Origin of the sequence: Pseudoalteromonas sp. LC2018020214, from assembly GCF_016598755.1 — a bacterium.
In the GTDB taxonomy this organism is placed as follows: Bacteria; Pseudomonadota; Gammaproteobacteria; order Enterobacterales; family Alteromonadaceae; genus Pseudoalteromonas; species Pseudoalteromonas distincta.
Window position 1 is genome coordinate 2,359,999 of sequence record NZ_CP066804.1, and the last position, 22,014, is coordinate 2,382,012.

The 22,014-nt window shown below is 38.9% G+C and carries 12 protein-coding genes and 1 pseudogene; 3 read left to right on the forward strand and 10 right to left on the reverse strand.

Annotated elements, in window-relative coordinates; genetic code table 11:
* Positions 1 to 39 precede the first annotated feature (39 nt).
* Positions 40 to 672: an endonuclease III gene (nth, locus tag JG479_RS10390; RefSeq protein ID WP_024595475.1), complete on the forward strand. Its 633-nt coding sequence runs from the start codon at positions 40 to 42 to the stop codon at positions 670 to 672.
* Positions 673 to 900: 228 nt separating this feature from the next.
* Here the strand turns inward: nth and JG479_RS10395 are convergent, their stop codons facing one another.
* Positions 901 to 3,111 carry a DUF2971 domain-containing protein gene (locus tag JG479_RS10395; protein ID WP_200219189.1) on the reverse strand — a complete coding sequence of 737 codons (2,211 nt, stop codon included), beginning with the start codon at positions 3,109 to 3,111 and terminating at the stop codon, positions 901 to 903.
* A gap of 464 nt (positions 3,112 to 3,575) precedes the next feature.
* Between JG479_RS10395 and JG479_RS10400 the strand changes: the two genes are divergently transcribed.
* A complete protein-coding gene (locus tag JG479_RS10400) occupies positions 3,576 to 3,860 on the forward strand; it encodes a hypothetical protein (RefSeq protein WP_007587265.1) in 285 nt (94 codons plus the stop codon).
* A gap of 453 nt (positions 3,861 to 4,313) precedes the next feature.
* On the forward strand, positions 4,314 to 6,224 hold the full coding sequence (locus JG479_RS10405) for an aminotransferase class V-fold PLP-dependent enzyme (protein ID WP_200219192.1): 1,911 nt from the start codon (positions 4,314 to 4,316) through the stop codon (positions 6,222 to 6,224).
* 196 nt (positions 6,225 to 6,420) lie between these two features.
* On the opposite strand, the pseudogene JG479_RS10410 reads toward JG479_RS10405, so the two are convergent.
* From JG479_RS10410 to JG479_RS10450, 9 genes and pseudogenes are all read right to left on the reverse strand, one after another.
* Positions 6,421 to 9,384, reverse strand: a pseudogene (locus JG479_RS10410) (TonB-dependent receptor).
* 523 nt (positions 9,385 to 9,907) lie between these two features.
* Positions 9,908 to 12,940 (reverse strand): TonB-dependent receptor, encoded by a 3,033-nt coding sequence (locus tag JG479_RS10415; RefSeq protein WP_200219195.1) that lies wholly within the window; start codon positions 12,938 to 12,940, stop codon positions 9,908 to 9,910.
* Positions 12,941 to 13,265: 325 nt separating this feature from the next.
* The gene (locus tag JG479_RS10420) at positions 13,266 to 15,998 is read right to left on the reverse strand and encodes a poly(beta-D-mannuronate) lyase (RefSeq protein WP_200219197.1); all 2,733 of its coding nucleotides are present in this window, start codon (positions 15,996 to 15,998) and stop codon (positions 13,266 to 13,268) included.
* A gap of 451 nt (positions 15,999 to 16,449) precedes the next feature.
* Positions 16,450 to 17,412 (reverse strand): class 1 fructose-bisphosphatase, encoded by a 963-nt coding sequence (locus tag JG479_RS10425; RefSeq protein ID WP_002962277.1) that lies wholly within the window; start codon positions 17,410 to 17,412, stop codon positions 16,450 to 16,452.
* Positions 17,409 to 18,491 carry a class II fructose-bisphosphate aldolase gene (gene fbaA, locus JG479_RS10430; protein ID WP_039489411.1) on the reverse strand — a complete coding sequence of 361 codons (1,083 nt, stop codon included), beginning with the start codon at positions 18,489 to 18,491 and terminating at the stop codon, positions 17,409 to 17,411. Before fbaA ends, JG479_RS10425 begins: the two co-directional genes overlap by 4 nt.
* A gap of 14 nt (positions 18,492 to 18,505) precedes the next feature.
* A complete protein-coding gene (gene eda, locus JG479_RS10435) occupies positions 18,506 to 19,123 on the reverse strand; it encodes a bifunctional 4-hydroxy-2-oxoglutarate aldolase/2-dehydro-3-deoxy-phosphogluconate aldolase (protein ID WP_002962275.1) in 618 nt (205 codons plus the stop codon).
* A 229-nt stretch (positions 19,124 to 19,352) separates the two neighbouring features.
* Positions 19,353 to 20,285: a sugar kinase gene (locus JG479_RS10440; RefSeq protein WP_200219200.1), complete on the reverse strand. Its 933-nt coding sequence runs from the start codon at positions 20,283 to 20,285 to the stop codon at positions 19,353 to 19,355.
* 74 nt (positions 20,286 to 20,359) lie between these two features.
* Positions 20,360 to 21,667: an MFS transporter gene (locus JG479_RS10445; protein WP_002962964.1), complete on the reverse strand. Its 1,308-nt coding sequence runs from the start codon at positions 21,665 to 21,667 to the stop codon at positions 20,360 to 20,362.
* A 2-nt stretch (positions 21,668 to 21,669) separates the two neighbouring features.
* Complete coding sequence (locus JG479_RS10450; protein ID WP_002962963.1) at positions 21,670 to 22,014, reverse strand: cupin domain-containing protein; 345 nt, start codon at positions 22,012 to 22,014, stop codon at positions 21,670 to 21,672.

Below are 22,014 nucleotides of genomic sequence, written 5' to 3' on the forward strand. Positions count from 1 at the left end.
TATTAGAGCAACAATTAGCACTAATACGTTTTAAGTTGCATGAATAAAGAAAAACGTCACCAAATACTGTCGCGCCTGCGCGACGATAATCCGCACCCAGTTACTGAGCTTGAATATTCAAGCCCGTTTGAGTTACTCGTAGCAGTAACACTCTCAGCGCAAGCAACCGATGTAGGCGTTAATAAAGCCACTCGAAAGTTGTTCCCTGTTGCTAATACGCCACAAGCCATTTTAGACTTAGGTCACGATACACTGCGTGATTATATAAAAACCATCGGCTTATTTAATTCTAAAGCTGCCAACGTGTACAAAATGTGCCAAATTTTGGTGGATGAACATAACAGCATCGTGCCAGAAAATCGTGAAGCCCTAGAAGCCCTTCCAGGCGTTGGCCGTAAAACCGCTAATGTTGTACTCAACACAGCCTTTGGCTGGCCTGTAATAGCCGTGGATACACATATATTTCGTGTATCTAACCGTACTAAGCTTGCCATGGGTAAAGATGTAGTTGCTGTAGAACAAAAGCTTGAAAAGGTTGTACCAAAAGAATTTAAAGTAGACGTGCATCATTGGCTGATACTGCACGGGCGCTACACCTGCGTAGCACGTAAACCAAAGTGTGGCAGCTGTATTATTGAAGACTTATGTGAGTTTAAAGATAAAACAGAGTAACTACAGGCTGCCTTGAGCGAAGAGCAGACCGTCAGCCTTTGTCTTTGCGGTAGGCTATTTCAAGCTCATTGCTGCCGTTCATATTCAATTTTTGAACGTTCACTTTGAGCCAACAACAAATTGTCACTTAATAGCTTAATTCTTCCATAACTGACACTGTATTGTGAATGTGGGGGGGGCTCTTTCTGAGTTGCGATGTGACCCCTAAGTTTAGTATAAACTAGTCATTTAATTTATAACCTCGTATTCTAGTTCGAAAAAGTTCTTTTCTGATAACATAGCTCTTCTTAATTCAATCTTCGATAAATTATTATCAATATTTTCATTAAGACCACTGATGATGCTTTGTATCAACTTTATTGTACTTTCGGGGAACTTATAACCTACTGTAATGCTTTTTATGTAAGCATTAGCTATATCGCCTTTTTTATATGGGTAGCTGGCTTTTTCGTAATAAATTTTATCCCTTTTATATGCGAATAGCCGAACTTCTTTTTCATATGACCAATCTTTATTTTTGGTAAGCATATATTGATTGAATAAGTAGCGTTCTTTTTCTTTGTATCTTTTGGTGGTGTGAGAGTAGTTCACTTTATCAATACCAACACCATCAGGTAGTTCACCTTCAAAGTAATATTCCACCATAAGTCCTGTATGATTCTCAGCGTAATGCGACCACATTAGCATTGAATTCTCATTATTTGAAAAAGAAGCCAATCGGAAGTTGGGACGCAAAAATAAATTAGTTTTATCAGCACTCAAGTTATCGTATGGTAATTCAATTGGATCATTGAGTTGTTCAGAAGATGCTAGATAAAAATACCCATTAACTAAAGCGTCAAGAGTGAACTGGTTGAAAGGGTAGTACTTAAATAGTGAAATCCCATTTTTGGAACAACTAAAATGACCTGCAATACTCTTATTAAAGTTATCTATATATTCATTATATAAAGAATCTGGAATAGAGTGTTGTGAGCGATTTAGACAAGATAAATAGTTTGAGATAATTACATCATTCAGCTCGCCACTAACTTTCATTGAGTCAACAGCCGCTTTAAAATGCGTTAATGCTGCGTCCACTTTACCTTGCCTTTCATAATATATAGCTAATAAATTAGAAACTGACATTGAAGGTTCTAGCTCTGTTAAAAGCGAAGATGCTTCATCGTGCCTGTTAGTATGAATAAGATAAGATGCCAATTTAGTTTTGTCAGTTTCGCTTAAAGGTTCATCAAAACTCTTCAACTTTTTTATTTCTAGATTAGCGACATGCTTATCCCATTTATCCTTCAGTGATTTAAGCTTTTCTACTAATGAGTCATGCATGTAATGGTTTAATAGATTATCATGGCTCAGATATTCATCGGCTTCTTGATACAAACTCCAATATTCAATCTGATGAAGATCTTCTTGTTCAACTAGATAAGTTTCTAATATCTTAATATTTCTTAATATCAAATAGGCTAAATATAAAGGGTTGCAACTAGATTTTCTAAAGAAATTTTGCTTATTGATGGCTATTTCAAATTCTTCATTTAAATCAATGCCTAAATATAACGATGACAGTAAGTAATACAGCCTTAGTTGATTGTTAATTTTTCTTGGTTCTTTGATTTCTTCCTCTACTAATGAGATGACTTCACTGTATTCCTCTGCCTCGAATGCGTATTTTATTATCGCCTCTTTAGTTGGGTTCGCATTTCCTTTTTTTGCTTCTTTCTTCACTTCTTCATAAATACGTTTAAAGTCACCCTCAAGATATTTAACACTTTCAAAGAAGTATGTTTTTTGAACTGCGTAGTCAAAATCAATACATCCCTTATCTAGATATAAGTCAATAAGACTTTTACTGAAATATTCCTTTTCATTCATGAGATTAGTGCCGTTTTCGAGGTCGTCTAGATAAAAATAGCAAATCAATAATAAATTGTGGTAGTGAGACACATTTACATCAATGCATATTCTTTTTAATTCCTGCCAATCTGCCTTATCAAATTTTGCTTCAATAAAATTCGGAGCATATGCGTTGAGAAGGTTATGTGAAACGATATCAAACTTATTTGCTTCATAGTTTATTTTAATTGCAGTTAGGAAGTACGAAGAGTCGCTAGTTAAATCGTATAAATTCCATAATACATGCGAGTCCCTATCATCGTATTTTAGTGCTTCTTTGAAATAATAGGTTGGTATTTTACGCTCATTAGGATACGTAAATAGTTCACGTGCTATGTCACCTAAATAGCTGTATGAAGAAGCATGGTTCTCCTTTACATGTAGGATTTTATTGAAAACCTCAGAGGTATCCTTACCTTTCAATTCTAATAAGAAAAAGTAAAGACCTAGATTATTATTATCTTCAGCCCAAGCTTTTTCGTTGGATAGATATTCTAAACTTGCAAACTTTTTGTTTTTAAAATTATTTTTAACTTGGCTATCCATACCATTTCCTTTGATTAGATTGACGGTCAAATAAACTCGTACACTTCTTTAGATGTTGCTATAAATTTTATCTGATCCGGAGAAAATCATACCATGCAACTATGGTTATTAGAATGGCCGTTTATAGCGCAAAGTTAGCGTTAATGTACTGCTTTCAATGACTGCAATGGTGGCTTAGCTGTCCAATTCAGAGGTTTTTGAAAAGTAATGTCAATGTCTGCTGCTAGCACTAAGCCGAACTTCGGCAAAGAGCGATAACCGACCATTCAGGTGAGTCGTCATTAACTTAGTAAGAATAAGTGAAAACCTCCCTCTTTTTCACATAGTAAAATAACCTTTCCTAAGCTTAATATTTATAGATGGCAATAACTTACACTATTTGCTATTAATAGAAACTCATACAATAAGGACGTTTTCGCGCTAAAAAAGGGAAAGTGTCCTCTGATAGAGTTGTTAGGTTGCATATGAGCACTGAGATTGAACCAATGTATGTTGATTGTGGCGAACATGGTAAGCGAGTTGCAGCCGTCGTCTGTTGCCATTTGTTGAAACCAGAAGGTGTACCTGTAGGCTTTATTGAAAACTCTAGCGAACCTAATGACCTTCAAGCGTGGTGTTCCAAATGTGAAGCCTTGTTTGATGAAGAAGATGGTATGACTGAGAAGTTTCGAGCCTTTAATAAAATGTCAGTTGTGTGTGTCAATTGTTATGAAACATCAGCTGATTATCACAGCGTCGAGGCTCAATAGTGTTTATTGTAGACCAGCAACCTAACAAGCCAAGTCAGCGGGAATTTTACTCGCTGAAAAACGCTCTTGAAATCCCCTGCTTGGGGCGTTACCACCGTCCGCTCATGGCACTCGACAACATAAAATGCTGATAATAATTGGTAAAGTATTTTACTGTGTCGGATGGCACTTCGCTTATTCGACCTACAATGGCACAAAACTGCCCATCAAATAAGTATGATTTTTATACTTTAGTGGTATAAAACTTAAAGGGAAGTATATTGTCGTTGATAATGATCAAAATCTTTATGCTTACGATGCAAAAAGAAAACACATGAATTTCATTGCGCCTCTTATTTGTAGTAGCCAATGAAATAGAATAATTATTAGAACATTATCAAAGTATTAATTTCACAAGTTACACTCCTTTGGTTATGCTAGTGAGCATTATAAAATTATATTGCGAAACCCTCTATGCTACCTCTACTTCGTATCTTGATAATTGAACAAGACCCAACCACCTTACAAGGGCTTTCAACGAATCTGTCAAAGACTATTCCTAACTTTGAGCGAGACGATATTCATATCGATATTATTGAATGCCTCGAGCTTAAACACGCGCTGGAATGTGTAGAGGAAGATGGTGATATTCAAGCCGTAGTTCTTAGCTGGGATATGCACAACAAAGTGGGTGAGCGGATGTATAGCCGCTTTATTGAAGAGTTAAAGGCAATTCGTCTTGAGTTACCGGTTTATGTTATTGGCGACGACACTAAAGGGCTGGAGATCGTTAACGAATCAGAAGAAATCGAATCATTCTTTTTTAAAGATGAAGTGATTTCTGACCCAGAAGCTATTTTAGGTTATATGATTAACGATTTTGACGACCGCTCTGAAACGCCATTTTGGACGGCGTATCGTCGTTACGTTGGTGAAGCAAATGACTCTTGGCATACACCGGGTCATAGTGGGGGTTCTAGCTTTAGAAACTCCCCTTATATCAAAGATTTTTATCAGTTTTACGGCCGCAATGTATTTGTTGGCGACCTGTCGGTTTCGGTAGACTCGCTAGGTTCATTATCAGACAGCACCAATACTATTGGTCGCGCTCAAGAATCAGCAGCGGCTACGTTTGAAGTTAAGCACACCTATTTTGTTACAAATGGTTCATCTACCTCAAATAAAATCATCTTGCAGACACTCCTGCGCAAGGGAGATAAAGTAATTGTCGACCGTAATTGCCATAAATCAGTACACTATGGCATCTTGCAATCAGCTAGTTACCCCATTTATTTGGCGAGTATCTTAAATCCAAAATATGGTATTTTCGCGCCACCGTCGTTGACCGACATCAAGTTAGCAATTGAAAACAATACTGATGCTAAATTACTAGTGCTTACCGGTTGTACTTACGATGGCCTACTTAGCGACCTGAAACAAGTCGTGGATTATGCTCATCAATATGGTATCAAGGTGTTTATAGATGAAGCCTGGTTTGCATACTCTTTGTTTCATCCTAGCTTTCGTCATTATTCTGCGATACATGCAGGGGCTGACTACATTACGCATTCGGCGCATAAAGTAGTATCGGCGTTTTCTCAAGCGTCTTATATTCATATTAACGATCCAGATTTTGATGCCGATTTCTTTCGAGAGATTTATAGTATCTACGCTAGTACATCGCCTAAATATCAGCTTATTGCATCGCTTGACGTGTGCCAAAAGCAATTAGAGATGGAAGGCTATAAGCTGCTCAATGCGCTGCTAAATCATGTTGAGGAGTTTAAACAACAGATGGCCTCGCTTAAGCAAATTAAAGTATTAGCTAAGCAAGACTTTATGGAAATATTCCCGCATTTTAGTGGTGATAATATGGGTCACGATCCATTAAAGATCCTTATTGATATTAGTGAGCTACCTTACTCATTAAAAGATATTCATAAATATCTACTGGATGAAATTGGGCTAGAGATAGAAAAATACACACACAGCACTATATTAGTTTTACTCACGCTTGGCGGCACGCGCTCAAAAATAATTCGTTTGTACAATGCGTTGAAAAAGCTAGACAGCGGTAAGGTAAAACTATCAAAATCGACGCGTAGAGCTCGCTTACCTGAAAATTTACCTGCCATAGACTTGGCGTGTATTCCAAGCGATGCTTTTTATGGCGACCGCGAATCTGTGCCTATTAGCAAAAGTAACAACCGTATTTGTGCAGGTTTAGTTACTCCATACCCACCGGGCATTCCGCTTTTAGTCCCAGGCCAGCATATCACTAATGACCATATCGAATATTTACAAGAGTTGGCAAGCCAAGGACTGACGATACAAGGCAGTTTCGATGGTGAAATTTATGTTCTTAAGGGTAAGGTTAAAAAATAAAGGTATTGGTTTAATACTATCTCGATAATAATTGCTGGTGGCAGTGTCGCAGTAACAGTATTGAGAAGTAAAATACAAGGTGGAATAAATCATTTTGTAAATGTTAACTAATTTTAGTTAAAAAAAAGCAAGCCAGGTGGCTTGCTTTTAGCGTCTTTAAATACACACACTTATAGACTCGATTTAACTATAACTTTTAAAATCTATAGCTTGCGCCAAATGTAATACGGCGGTCTGTAATACCTTGGAAACAAAGTAAAGCACCTTCGTTCACACAAGACTGGCTAACTTCTGATTCAGTTAAGTTAACGGCTTCAATACCGATATTTAGCTGATCGTTCACATCATAACTTATGCTGGCATTAAGCTGCCCTCTGTCTTCTTGTACAACAGGGAAACCCCATGGGAAGCTTGAAGTGCTACCAAAGTCAGTTGAACGGTACCCTTCGCGCCACGTGTAACGCGCTCGAGCAGATAGACCGTATTTCTCATAATAGAATGTGATGTTATATGCGTTTTCTGACAAATCAATGAGTGATTGCTTAGCACTTATGTCTGCATCCGGGTTACCGGTTGTTAATGCAAAAACAGCATTTGCACGACTCGTTGCGGTGTCAAATGATTCACCACCAGAAAATTCTTGATAAGTATAGTTAGCAACCACACCAAAACCTGATGCCCAGCCTAGCTCTTTTTCAAAATTTGATAAGTCGTATTGAGCTGCAAGCTCGATGCCTTGCTGTGTTGTTTCACCAGAATCATTAATAGTAGTTTGTGTTGGTACACATAACCCTACACCAGCATCTGGGCCAAATACGTTTATGTCAGCAATTGGGTTAAATATGCCGCCGCCTTCACATTCTGGACCATTTGTATCGCGAAAACCTGTGCTTGGGTCTTCAAATGGGTCAACTTGCTGTGTAACGTGCAAATCGCTACGTGTTTTATGAAAGTACCCCACACTTAATAAAGCAGCGGGTGCAAAATACCAATCAGTGGATATATCGAAAGAGGTTACTTCTTCTGGCTCTAAGCCTGAGTTACCTATTGAAACTGCACTATTAGGGCTGGTGCCAAACGTCACAGACGTAGATAGGTCATCAAAATCTGGGCGTCTGATATCTTTTGACCAACCTAAACGAACAATCACATCTTCACTTACATTCGCGGCTAAATTAAATCGCGGTAAAAAGAAATCGTAATCACCTTTTGACGTTACCTGGGTAACCAGTTCGTTGCCACTTCCATCTTGAGTAACAGAGTTACCTAGCGATGTAACTTCAGTCTCTAAATAACGTAGGCCAAAGTTACCGCGAAACATGCCATACTCAAAATTAGCTTGTGCATATAAGGCATGTGTTTCTTCTTCAATATCAAAAAACGCATTTACTTGAGACGTTGGTGAACTTATTGGACCACGATCAGAACCCGTTATAGCATTATTAGCTTCAATCGCTTGGTTAAGTGCTGCTAATACAGCTTGTGGATCAGAGGATGCAAGCTCTGGGTTTATAAGTAAGAAATCACGAATATAAAGTGCTCGCCCATCACCATCGTTAAAGTTATCTGGGCCCGCTTTTAATAATTGTGCAAATAAATCACCCGTTGGACTATCAGCCATATTTCTTAAACCAACGTTAGAGCGAACTTGATCCGACATACTGCTCGTTTTACTGTAGCGGTAACCAAAATCGACTGACGTTATTACATCATCTAAGTAATATGTAAAATCTGTACGAAACGCATCTTCTGTATTTTCTGACTCGTCTTGCCCTTGGTTTACGTCACGTAGAACAACATTTGCAGGGTCGAGTAATTGAGCCATTGTTGGCGCGTTTGCCTCCCCTGTTGCAATGCCAAATGTAAGTGCATCACCTGTAAGATCATACTCAAAAGGAGTACCGTTTTCATTTGACGAATTAGTAGCGACATTTGGATTTATAAAATTAAGCGTTGTATTAAAACTTGGTGTAGTTGAATCAGAACGAGAGGTTGAGGCTTCAACACTTGCAAATAATCTATCGCCTTGCCATTCGCCTCCTATTCTAAATATTTTGCTTTTTGTTATGCGTGAATTAGTATCGCTAGAAAAACGTAAATTAGGATCGCCACCACCGTCTTCAACCGGAATAACGCCTCTTACGGCCGCTTGTATGCTGCCTAGGTTTTGTCCGTCAAGTGAACCAAAATTAACTGTTTCAAATTCACTCGGTATTGATACATTTCTAAGATCACTTAGGCCAGATGCTTGTACTCTTGAGCTTTCTTGGCGGCGCTCTTGATCATTAACAACTGCATCAAAAAAGAATTTCATATTATCGTTTGGTGCATATTCAAATGTACCTGCGAAGTTTTTTGTCTCGTATTCGTAATTATCGTAATCTTGAATTAAAAATTGTACTGGTAGAAAATCAAACGATTGTGCACTTGCAGCACCACTATCAGCGGCTACCGAATTATCTCTATCAGCACGAGGACGAAATGCGGTTACGTCTTGCTCACTGTAACTACCACTAAATACAACACCAAACTTACCGCCCGAATCAAGCTCCCAGTTATCACCCCAAGCACCCGATACCCTAGGAGTAACACCATCTGTTGATAAGCTACTATCTTCACCTTGAACTCTAATTGAGCCTAGAGTTTCATTTAACTGTAACGGGCGAATTGTTTTAAGGTTTATTGTTGCGCCCACAGAGCCTTCGATTGTTTTTGCTTCAGGTGATTTAATTACTTCTACACCGGAGATGATTGCAGCTGATACATCTTCAAAACTAATGCCACTTCGTCCAGACCCTGAGCCAACTGTTGATACGCCGTTCACTTCTGTACGATTGGCATTGGTACCACGAATTTGAACACCCGTACCTACCCCTGCTTCACGGGTAATTTGAATCCCTGTTACATTTTAAAGTACTTCTGCGAGGTTTTGATCTGGTAGCTTACCAATATCGACAGCCTCAATAATCTCAACAAGGCTATCTGCTGAACGCTTTTGTGCAAGCGCATTTGTAAGCGATTGTCGAATGCCTGAAACTTCGATAACCTCAAGATCGTCTGCAGCTTTTTTTGGAGCTTCTTGCGCCTGTGTAGACAAAGACATACCAAGTGCGGTTGCCGATATAACTGCCAGTGTAATTTTAGATAACTTGTGACTCATAGTTTTTTTCCTGTGTGTGTGAAATGCTATGTTTAACCAGCTACTTTATTGTTTTTATTAAAAGCCCTTAATTATTACAAACCCTTAACTTTACATTTACACCCAACTATAAAAAGGTCAACCTTTTGGTAATAAATTTAGATCAAATATTATGCAATATGTTATTACCAAAATAGAAAAACTTAACTAACCTATAATTTAAAATCATAAAGTAGATTTTAAGTTCATGTTATTTATTGATTTTAAATTTAATTAGAAATTGAGCAGTCAATTACAAGAGTTAAAAGAGTTATCGTTTTAAAAATGAAATAATTTAGGAAGGAGAAACCGATGATGTTGGGCGTGCTGAATAAATGGCATTATTGGTTAACCAATTTAGTTTTGAGTCAAGAAGCGTTTATTAGAAAGCGAGCTATGTTGAGTACTATTTATTAGCGCTATTGAAAATATAAAATTGAAAAATTTAGGGATCAAAAAAGGCGGTAAAACCGCCTTTTTAATGTGATTTAATGTTTAACTATTATTACAGCTTGTAGCTTAAACCTAAGAATAAACGTGGGCCGTAGTCATTCACTTCACCTAAGTTTCCTTCAACAAAGAAATCTTGTGATTTAGGTGCGCTGAACAAGTTAATTGCTTCTGCTTTAACTCTAAAGTGCTCATCGATTTTGTATGATGCGCGCATTTCCCACACACCTACGCCATCAACATAACGAAGTCGAGTACCATTTGTAGTATATGGTTGGAAATACTCACTACGATATTTGTAAATAACAGCAGTATCAAATCCACCAATTTGGTAGTACAGCTGGCTGCTAAATACATGCTTTGAAAAGCCAGGTACTGAAGCCGACTCAATAATACCGTCAGTTAACTGTGTAGTATTACCATCTACGTCAGTCTCAAACGTATCGCCGTATAGGCTATCTTGGAACTCAAAGTCAGTGTCTGCATAGTTGTAACCAAATTTCATACCGATGCCATTATCCCAGCGGTAAGAAAATGAAGCTTCAAGACCTAATATTTCACTGTCCTCGTCTGATGTAACAGAGTTGGTGATTGGTAGTGAAACTGTTTCACCGGCAACAGTAAACTCTTCAATTACTGTTTGTTGTTGAAAACCACCGTTGAACTGTTTGTAGTATAGGCTTAACGCTAAGATTGAATCTTCGTTAGGGTACCATTCAAATGCAGCATCGTAGTTCCACGACATAAGCGGTTGAGTGTCTGGGTTACCAGAACCATTAACACCCACTAATAAATCGCTGATTGAAGTTGCTGTACCTTCTGTATCTTCTTGGAATGTACGGCTATAACCTAAATTAGATGGATTTGCGCGTGACATACCACGGTATATACCAGCTCGGAATAAAATATCTTCGCTGTAATCAATAACTAGGTTAAAACTTGGTAAATACTTAGTGTAATCGCCACCGCTTTTTATTTTATCCAGTGAACCGTTATCAGACTCACGCAGAGAAAGTACACCTGTGTCGCTTGTTACTACGTCAAAGCTATTTCTAAAACCAATCGAAGTTACATCTGTGTCTACAATACGAAGACCAAAGTTACCGCGAATGAATTTGCCAAACATTTCAGTATCGTAGTTAGCCATTAAGTACACTGATGTTGTTTTCTCTGTTACATCAATTGTACCTGCATTTTCATATTCCACTTCTGGGTAAGCAAACACACCATCAGCGTTAGAACCAGCTACAGCTTGTGAGAAACATACGTTGTCGTATGTAGCCCATGATGAGCCTGTACCGCTAGCTACAACGTTACCGTCGCTATCAATATTTGTTACGATATCACCATCAGATACACTCGATAAAAAGCCTGATTCAGGGAAATCTATTTGACAATCTTGTAATACGTCAAGCGCTTCAGTGCCAGAGTCTAGTGTAAACTCGTTTCTTGAACCGTTACCTTGGCTACCACCATACTGTAGGAAGGTCATTTCAGATGTTCTAATACCACCTTGAATACTTGTAAAAACGTTGCCATCTAGCGCATAGTCAAAATCTAGTCGCGCTGAGATAACTTCGTTTTCACGAACATTTTCACGGTCAAGTCGTGTTCTTAGGCTATCTGTAAAGTTTGAAATATCTGTTACGTCAAAATCAGTCAGTGTGAAATGAGGAATTTCATCGCCCATGTCCCAAGAAAAGAAATTACGACCTGATGTTCTACCACGGTTAGATATTTGAAGTTCTTCACGTTCAGTTTTTGAATACGCTAAATCTAAGTCAACAGTTAATCTATCGGTAACTGTATGCTCTATATTTATGCCGTAACCTTGGTAGTTTTCTTCACGAGAGAATTGCTCACCCGCTGATTCAATACGCTCTTCACCTTCCCAATGTAAAATACCGCCTACATCGTTAGTTACAAGTGTTGGACCGGTTACACCTGGTGTTGCACGTTTTTGTAAAAAGATTAAATCGTGGCGTGCTTCTTGTTGTGTTCTATCTGAAATTTGTGCATCAAAGTTAACATCCCAATCAGCTGACGGTTGGTATTGCAGTGCAAAAAATACTGCATCACGTTCATCAGATGTCTCGTTTTGACGAAAGCTTCGGCTACTGCCAGTCCAAGCATAAGGAGTCCCATCACTTACTGCTTTACCTGTTTCTGGATCAATTTCTGTATCGTAACCTTGGTTACTACTGCCATTAACTTGGTCTTCACAGTCGCCTGCGCTGCTACGATAAAAACCTTCATTGGTATTAGTCGGATCGTTTAAACACGCCCACAATGAAGAACCTGATGGGCTAGAGCTTCTGTATTCAGCCTCTGGTTGACTAATTTCTTGGCGCTGCACACCAAAAGACACACCAACGGCTTGGCCGTTATCAAATTCAAACTGATCAACATAACTAAACGTGCCACGGTAACCCGCGTCACTTTGTAGCGAGTTATCTACATTACCTTCATCAGGGTTGTAATTTAGTTTAACTTCAGCTGATACACGTTGTTTGCCAAAATCAAGTGGAGTTATAGTTTCAAGTGCAATAACACCTGCAACACCACCTTCAATCATTGAGGCATCTTGCGTTTTATATATCGCTACTTTTTTTACAAGTTCAGAAGGAAACTGCGAAAAGTTAACTGAGCGGTCACCACTACCATTAGTCGCTTCACGACCATTAATGTGTGTTGCACTTAAAAATGGACCAAGACCACGGATAGTGATTTCTGTAGCACCACCGTTTTCACGATGAGATGCAGCACCTGTAATTGATTCTAGTGCTTCACCGATAGACAGTGCTGGTAAATCACCAATATCTTCAGATGACAGGCCATCAACTACCGTTGTTGCTTCACGTTTAATTGCTATTTGGTCTTGAATCGTTCTACGTGTACCTGTAACACTAATTATTTCAACGTCTTCTTCAACTTCTGTCGCTTTTCCCTGATCTTCCTGTGCGCTTGCTGTAAATACGCAAGAACTTGCCATACCTGCGATGACCGCTGTTCTTACCCATTTTGCAACTGGGCGCATTGCAAACTGCCCTGTTGTAGAATTATTGTTATCTCGTGACTTCAACGACATTTGAATTCTCCGCTGGTTGTTGTTGTGTGATTTTAGTGTGTTAGCTTGTTATGCTGATGTATATTTTATGTGACCTTTGACATTAATATACTTAAACCCAGCACGATGATCAACCAATTTGACGTTTTAATATTACCATAAGGTATACCAATTTTAACTTAACGGCATTACCAGTAGGTCAGGCAGGTTTTTTGCTAGAATATAAACAGCTCTAAACTAGTCGATAAATGGGTAATGTAGGTTCAGAAAAGTGTGGTGATTATTAATAAATAATAAAAAAGCCCCAAATTTGGGGCTTTTAAAAGTTAACTGATTAATTGGTTACTTAATCGTTTTGTATTTTCCATGTAGATCCAACACCTACTTCAGATGATTGAATATAATGAAGACCTTTAGCACCCGCCTCTGCCTGAAGGCCTGCAGGGTCAGTTTCTAATAACGTACTTGCTGCTGTAACGTACTCAAGCACTTCTTTACCGTTAGTTGCTGGGTCTTGGTCAATTGCACCATCAGTATCGAATGCGCCATTACCATTTAGTTTTCTAATTTCAACCCAGTCACCGCTTGCATCGCCTGATACTCGACTATCCATATAACCAAAGTTGTTACTTAGCAGCGAGCTGTCATGATTAATTAAGTCACAGTCATATTCAAAAGCATGGTCACTATCAAGTGTATTTGGGTAAAATAGGCCTTGAGTTGTGGCACTGCTGTTTATTGTATCTGCGTCTGTTTGATCGCCTAATCCGTTTGCAATTAAATTTCCATTAAAGTTTATAACAAACGCATTTTTGGTCAGCCCATAGAGTACCGGCGCATTCGCTGCGGTTAACTCATCGCAATCACTTGTTGGTGCTTTAGAGCCTATTTCCGTACTAAATACAATAGGTTGCTGTGAGTTCAAAACCGTATTGTTTGTTACATTTAGTGTAAAGTCGCCAGCGCTATCAAGTACAGCTTGGTTACCTGAGTTTGGCACACCGCCATCAGCTTGTGAAAATGGGTTAGCTGTAAATACAATACCGCCCGCTTCTTTATTACCAGAACGAATACCTGCAATGTAGTTGTTACTAACGGTGTGACCAAGTGGTGTGATCAATACCCCAGCAGGTCTATCGCTTGAGCTTGCAATATCTGTAGTACGAATAATAATGTTGTCTGTAACACTATTAAATCCACCATCTTCTAATGAAATACCACCATTAGGATTTACGATTGTATTGCCTTTGATGGTTGCGCCAGAAGTTTGTACACGCATTAAACGACGACCCGTTACAAAGTTTTCTACGCGGTTATACTGAATAGTAAAGTTTGCGTTATCAGCTGCACCACTACCCGTTGTACTACCTGCATTGATTAAGTATAAACTTGATTGATCAAAGTTTGGATTATCACTGTCACTAAATAAATTATATTGAATAACGTGATCAGAGCTTGATGATGATATTTTTATCACAGACCCTTTTTCTGCTACATTTCGATTAGAAAATGTATTTCGCTCAACCAACGCACTTTGACCTTTTATCATCAGCCAATGGTATTCAGAGTTATTGAGTGTCGCTTCTTCTCCATCCATCGTGTTTTGCGAAAAAGTAAAGTTATCCCCTTCTGAGTAAATAACAGCACCTTCTTCGGTTTCACAAAATGCACCCGCTTTAGTATCTATATTCTTAAAGGTAAGCCCTGTTAACCCAGCGCCATCTACTCCAGCAGCTACATGCACACATACTTCACCACTAAGTACAGGAGTTTGACCTTCTACAGCGCGAAGCGTTACTGCACTGGTTAATAAAATTGCGTCCATATCAGCATAAACACCGGTGTTTAAGCCAATAACATCACCGTCAGCTAAACCACCACTTATAGCACCAAGGAGTGCTTCAGGGTTACTAACTAATTGAGTGTAAACCAATGTATCAAGTGAGTTTGTAACCTCACTCGCAAAGCCATCATTATCTGTATACGTGGCTTTTACTGACATTATTGAGCCAGCGTAATCAGAAGGCGTAAATGTTTTACTATTGCTCCCTGCTATTTCAACACCATCAGCAGACCAAGTATAAGTAACGTTAGCCTCTTCAACTCCGTTGTTATCAGTTATCTCAGCGGTTAACTCGCCAGTTGTTAAATAAGGCACTACACCCATAATGGCTACGCTACCGACTTCGTCAACCGCAACAGCAGAAACAGCAATTGTTTCCTCTGATGTATTATCCTCGATAAACCCATTATCATCTGTATAAGCAACCTGAACACTTACCTTTTGACCTAAAAGTGATGCATCAACTGTAAAGGTGCTCTCTATTGCGCCATCTATCTCTTGTGCGTCAGCAAGCCATTGATAAGTGATATCTCCTGTTGCCCCATCGGTATCATTAATTTCTGCTGTTAAAGTATTTCCAACAGTTGGCGTGCCGCTAATTGTAACTTCGCCTTCTGAGTTTGTTCGTGCGACAACCTCTGTACCGGCTGAAGTTACAGACTCGTTAAACCCACGGCTATCTTCAAAAGATGCACTAACTGTAATAACTGTACCAAACTGTGCGTCTGTTAACGTAAGCGTTGCAAGTGCTTCATCAGCAATTTCTACGTCATCTGCAAACCATTTATAAGTTACTGTATCGCCATCAAAGCCATTGTCGTCAGCTACATTAGCAGTTAGTTGCGAACCAACTAGCGCGTCACCTGTAATAGTTAAACTTGCAGGAAATGCGATTGCGGCAACATCTGCGGTTGGTTCTGTAATATGCGATTCATTAATACCGCCATCATCGGTATAAAGCCCTTGAACTGTAATTGGTAACCCTATCTGATCGTCAGTCAATGTAAATGAAGCGCTATTTGCACCAGCAATTGCCTCACCATCTGCATACCAGTAGTAAGTCACGTCACCTGAGATACCATCAGGGTCACTAACTTCAGCTGTTAATGTTTGTCCGCTTGTAACAGTTCCACTAAGAGCAATAGAGCCCAAGTTGTTGTCATTGTTGTTTGAGTTTGTGTCACAACCAACGATTGCTGCTGCAATAGCGCATAGCGCAAAATGTTTGAATTTCATGGTGGCTCTATTCTCCAAATTTATAGTTTTAATATTTGGCTATCTATTGTGTGTGTTACCAAATAAATCATGTGTTTATTACCAAATTCATTTAAATTGCAAATGAATTGTTAACCAACTTGGTAATATAACCACAATAAAATAAGTTTTTCCACTATCCCCACCTAATTAAATAACAATAAATAAACACCAAGTTAACCTTGGGCTTTTATTTTTGGTTAAAAATTGAATTCAATTGTGAAAAATAACGTTGAAGATACATAGCGTTATAGTAAAAACTTAGTTTTATATAGGGTTTAGTAGGTAATATTATTAAATATATGTGAAGTATTCTTATTTGAAGACAATAAGAAAAGAAGTGAGTTTGTATAAAGAGGATGATTTACAAAGAGAATTAAAATTAAGAGTAAAACAAGGGGCAATTTTCTTACCCCTTTTTTTGAGTGCTGTTTTATAACATGGCGTTATTATAAAACTCTACAGGCTCATTTGAACCCAAAGCAACAGGCACACGCTGGTGCAAGCTAGTTGGCGCAATATCTAAAATTCGCGTTCCTCTAGAGGTTGCTTTACCACCTGCGTTTTCAACTAAAAGTGCTAACGGGTTTGCTTCATAAAGCAGTCTTATTTTTCCGTTATCGTTACCACTGCGTTTATCTTGTGGATACAAAAATAACCCGCCTCGGCATAAAATACGATGAACGTCGCCTACCATCGCTGCATTCCAACGCATTGAGCTTTTTTCAAAGCTTTCACAGGTGTATAGCAATTTATCAAAATACACTTGAGTTGGTTCGTCCCAGTAACGGTAGTTAGCCATATTTACGGCAAATTCACGACTTTGTTCTGGTACACTTAACTGCTTATTTGTCAGTAAGTAACCGCCGTGTGTTGAGTCTAACGTATAACAACGCGTAGGACCGCCAGTACTCATTACAAGTAATGATGAAGGGCCGTATAACACATAGCCTGCACATACTTGATTTACACCGGGCTGACTAAATTGCTCGTCGCTGTCAAAAGGAACATCATCACGGGCTAAGTAAATAGTAAATATAGTGCCTATTTGCCCATTAACATCAATATTAGAAGAGCCATCTAACGGGTCAAAAGCAACAATAAACTTACCTTCAGGGTGGCCACCTACCGCATGATCTTCTTCCTCTGATGCAACAGATCGTACACTGCTATCATCAAGTAGGATGTCTTTAAGTAGTTGGTTTGCGATTACATCAAGCTTTTTTTGAACTTCACCTTGAACGTTTTCATTCAAAGTTGAGCCTAAAACACCGGCTAATTCACCTTGGCTTACTCGAAAAGCAATTTCTTTACTGGTCGCTAAAATTGTGCGAATAAGTAAAATAAGATCGGTATCTACACCGTCTTCTTTTAATACTGTATTTAATCTTTTCATGCGCTATACCTGTTTACACAATTTAGATCGTCAAAGCATTGCTCTAGCCTTGCAACCATACTTTGCTCTGAATGACGCAACCATACACGAGGGTCATAGTATTTCTTGTTTGGCTTATCATCCCCGTCAGGGTTACCAATTTGCCCTTGTAGGTATGCTTGCTTGTCTTTGTAGTAATCTAAAATACCTGTCCAACACGCCCACTGCGTATCGGTATCAATATTCATCTTCACTACGCCATACGTTAAAGACTCTGCAATTTTACTGTACTCAGAACCACTACCACCATGAAAAACAAAGTTAATTGAGTTACTTGGTAGATTAAATTTTTCTGATACGTAAGCTTGTGAATCTTTTAAAATAGTTGGCGTAAGAACAACGTTACCCGGTTTATATACACCATGAACATTGCCAAAAGAGGCTGCAATTATAAAGTTAGGGCTAATACGACTTAAGCGTTCGTAAGCAAATGCAACATCTTCAGGTTGAGTGTATAAAGCAGAACTATCTAAGTGTGAGTTATCAACACCGTCTTCTTCGCCACCCGTGCAACCAAGCTCAATTTCAAGCGTCATACCTATTTTTGCCATACGCGTTAAGTAACGTTCACAAATTTCGATATTTTCTTCTAAAGGCTCTTCTGACAGATCAATCATATGTGAGCTAAACAATGGTTTGCCAGTCAGTTCAAAGTGTCTTTCACCTTCATCAAGCAAACCATCAATCCAAGGTAGTAGCTTTTTAGCTGCGTGATCAGTGTGAAGCATCACTGCTACTTCATAATGTGCTGCCACTGAATGTACATATCTTGCAGCACTTACCGCCCCAAGCACAGCTGATTGTTGCTCTGGTAAAGATAAGCTTTTACCACAAAAAAATTGTGCTCCACCATTAGAAAGCTGAATAATAACGGGCGAGTTTTTCTTTTTAGCAGCTTCTAGCGTCGCATTAATAGATGTTGTACTAACAACATTTACCGCTGGCAACGCATATTGATTAGTACGTGCATGCTCGTACACAGCACTTACTTCGTCGCCAACGATTACGCCTGGTAGTATTGTTGGGGCTAAATAATTCATTTATGAAATCCTTTCTATTTTAAAGCCTGGATACAAGAATCAGTAATTGCTTGCCAATTTTCTTGTTCAACCCATTCTTTTTTCGCTATCCAAGTACCGCCAACGGCGAATACATTATTTAAAGAAAGATAGTCCATTTTGTTACTTTCGCTAACGCCACCTGTAGGACAAAAGCTGACAGCTCTAAATACTGACGACACAGCTGACACAAAAGGAGCGCCACCGGCAAGCGATGCTGGGAATAATTTTTGCTCTTCAAAGCCATATTCAAGCGCCATTAAAATATCACCGGTGTTTGATACACCAGGAAGTACCGGCACATTACATTTAGCAAGTGCTTCAAGTAACGCAGGAGACACCGCTGGGGTTACAATAAAATCAGAACCTGCTTCAAGTGCTTGCTCCAAAATATCAGTATTGATGACTGTTCCCGCACCTACTTTTAGCTCAGGCACCTGTGCTTTAATAGCTTTTAATGCCTCTATTGATGCCTCTGTTCTTAGCACTACTTCAACTAAAGTAAGCCCAGCATTGGCCATAGCTTTCGCTATTTGAACACCTTGCTCTGGAGTATCTGCTTGAATTATAGGTAGCAGTGTTTGTCCTGCCATAAGTTCAGAAAAGCGAGTCATAACGTTGTTCCTTTATAAAAAGTAATGCGGCCGAGGTATGGCGGCCTTTAATGTTTAATTATTTTGTTATACCAATTGCATTAAATTAATGAGCTATTATAGCGACTAGAAAATAGCTCAATAACAAGGCTAAAATTATGATACATAGTTGCTCTATATAAATAATTTTTAACGTAGTTAGTGAGTTATTTAATACGCTAAGGTGATCATGTTTTTAATAAAATTGGTATCAGATCCCAGCTTCAGCCATTGCTAGCTGAAATATATCTTTTGGAGCAATAGCACCTGGTTGCTGTATAACAGCCCCTGCCGCTTTTGCAGCAAGTTGTACAGCACTTGAAATTGATTTATCAGATAAACGTGCACCTAAGTAAACACCGTTAAAGGCATCGCCTGCGGATGTCGTATCTACAACATTTGTTACCGGTATTATGGTGTGGCTTTGAAGCGTATCGCCCTCTTTTGTCACTACCGATTCAGGGCCATTTTTAACAACAATTTCTTCAATTTGGTAAGGCTTTAAATATTCAACAACTGCTTCTACGCTATGAACGTCATAAAGTGTTGTTAAATCTTCAACGCCTGGTAGGGTAATATCTGCAAACGTAAAGGCTAAATGATACTGCTCTTTTGTTTCCTCTACACTATTCCACAAACGTGCTCTGTAATTAGGATCAAAAACGATTTTAACCCCAGCATCTTTGAGCTGCTTTACCACTTTCCAAAAGTCTTCACGTGCACTTTCTTCAATTATTGCTAATGAAATTCCTGAAAAGAAAAACATATCACCTTGGCTAAGCTGCTCGAGTGCATCAGCATCTAAAAAATCAACAACCTTTTTAGCTGCAGAATCATTGCGCCAATAAATAAAGCTACGCTCACCATGCTCATCAGTTTCTATGTAGTACATACCAGGTACTTTGGTGTCGTGAGCAAATACAAGTTGCGTATTTATTTGTTCACTTTCAAAGCGTTCTAGCATTTTTTTACTTAAATTATCTTGACCTAAAGCCGTAACAACCGAAGTAGTAACCTGCGGGAAGCAACGTTTTAAATACACTGCAGAATTATAAACATCGCCTGCAAATGATTGGTGCAGTGTTGCCGCGCTCATAGCTCTAAGCTCGACCATGCATTCACCGATAAAGTAAATATTTTTCATCTTGGAAGTTACCCTATGTAGTTAACTGCTATGTACTTATACAAAATATGTTGGCATAGCAGTTATTATCTAGATTATTGAGGCTTTTTAAGAGGTTCTATTTTTGGAATTAAAATCCAAACAGCTGCCATTGCTATGATGGCTAAAGAAGCACCAATTACAAATGCTGGTGTGTAGTTACCATCAGCAGTAAGAAAAGGTACTAGCGATGTAAGACCTACAGCACCAAGCTTTGCCGCCATACCAGAAAAACCTGATAATGTACCCACTGCTTTTTTACCTAACAAATCACTTGGTAGTGTTTGCACGTTACCAATTGCAGTTTGAAAACCAAATAAGATAACAGCCATAATTAGTACCGCTGTTGTTGGTCCGCCTGGATTTGCCATTGCAAGTAGCGCTGGTAACATAATTAAACAACCCAGCGTAATAGTAAGCTTACGTGTTTTATCTGTATTCCAACCGGCTTTGAGTCGATTTTGAGCCAATAAGCCACCAAACCAAGCACCAAACATAGCGCCAACATAAGGTACCCAACCGTATATACCAATAGATTTAACATCCATACCGTATACTTCGTTTAGGTAAATAGGGATCCAAAAAACAAATAACCACCAAATTGGGTCAATTGCGGCAGAGGCAATGATTACACCCCAGCTTTGCTTACGAGAAAGTAACTCAGCAGTTGTAGGGTTATATTCCTCTTCGTCTTCACCTGTTACATCACCGTTGTCATCAACACGTCTTTGACCCGTTAAGATATATTCACGTTCTTCGGCAGTAAGCCAAGGATGTGAGCTAGGCGGTGCTTTAACTAAAATTAACCATGGAACTAACCAAAGGAAACCTAATGCACCAACAAAAACAAACACCATTTGCCAGCTAAAGTAGATAGTTAAATAAGCAATTAAAGGAATAGCAATAATGCCACCAATTGCGGCGCCAGAGTTAAAAATACCCTGTGCTAAAGCACGTTCTTTAGTAGGGAACCATTCTGCGTTACCTTTAGCTGCACCAGGCCAGTTACCGGCTTCTGCTACACCTAAGATTGCGCGAAAAATACTAAGACTAAGTACACCTTGTGCAAATGCATGCGCAACGGTTGCAATAGACCAAACACCTATTGATAGTACAAAACCGAAGCGTGTGCCCACCCAGTCAAATATTTTACCAAAGATTGCCTGACCAAATGCATAAGCAAATACAAACACAATAGAAATATTAGCGTATATTTGTTTGCGTTCTAGCGCTGATTCATCAGGAAATAAATCTTCAACAATGTCCGGCCAAAGCACACTAAGTGCTTGGCGGTCGATATAGTTAATAATGGTAGCTAGCGCTATTAGCGCTATAACCCACCAACGTAAGCCTTTAAGTTGCATAATTAATCCTCAAGAAAGTCTTCACGCGCAGGGCTAAAAGTATCAATCAGGATTCCGCCTGTTGGGCAGGTAGCTCCATGATCAGCAAATGGTGGGATTAAGCAGCTATCACCCGGTTTTAAGATTTTAGTTACGCCATCAATGTTAAAGTGAAACTCACCTTCAACAACATACGTTACTTGAGAATGTCTGTGAGCATGGTTATAACCAATAGCCCCTTTCTCAAACCAAATTTTAACAGCCATTAGCTCTTCGTTATAACCTAGCATTTGACGTTTTAGACCATTTCCTAAGTCTTCTATTTCGGTCTCGTTACCAAATGAAAAGTTTGCGCTTTGCTTTTGCAT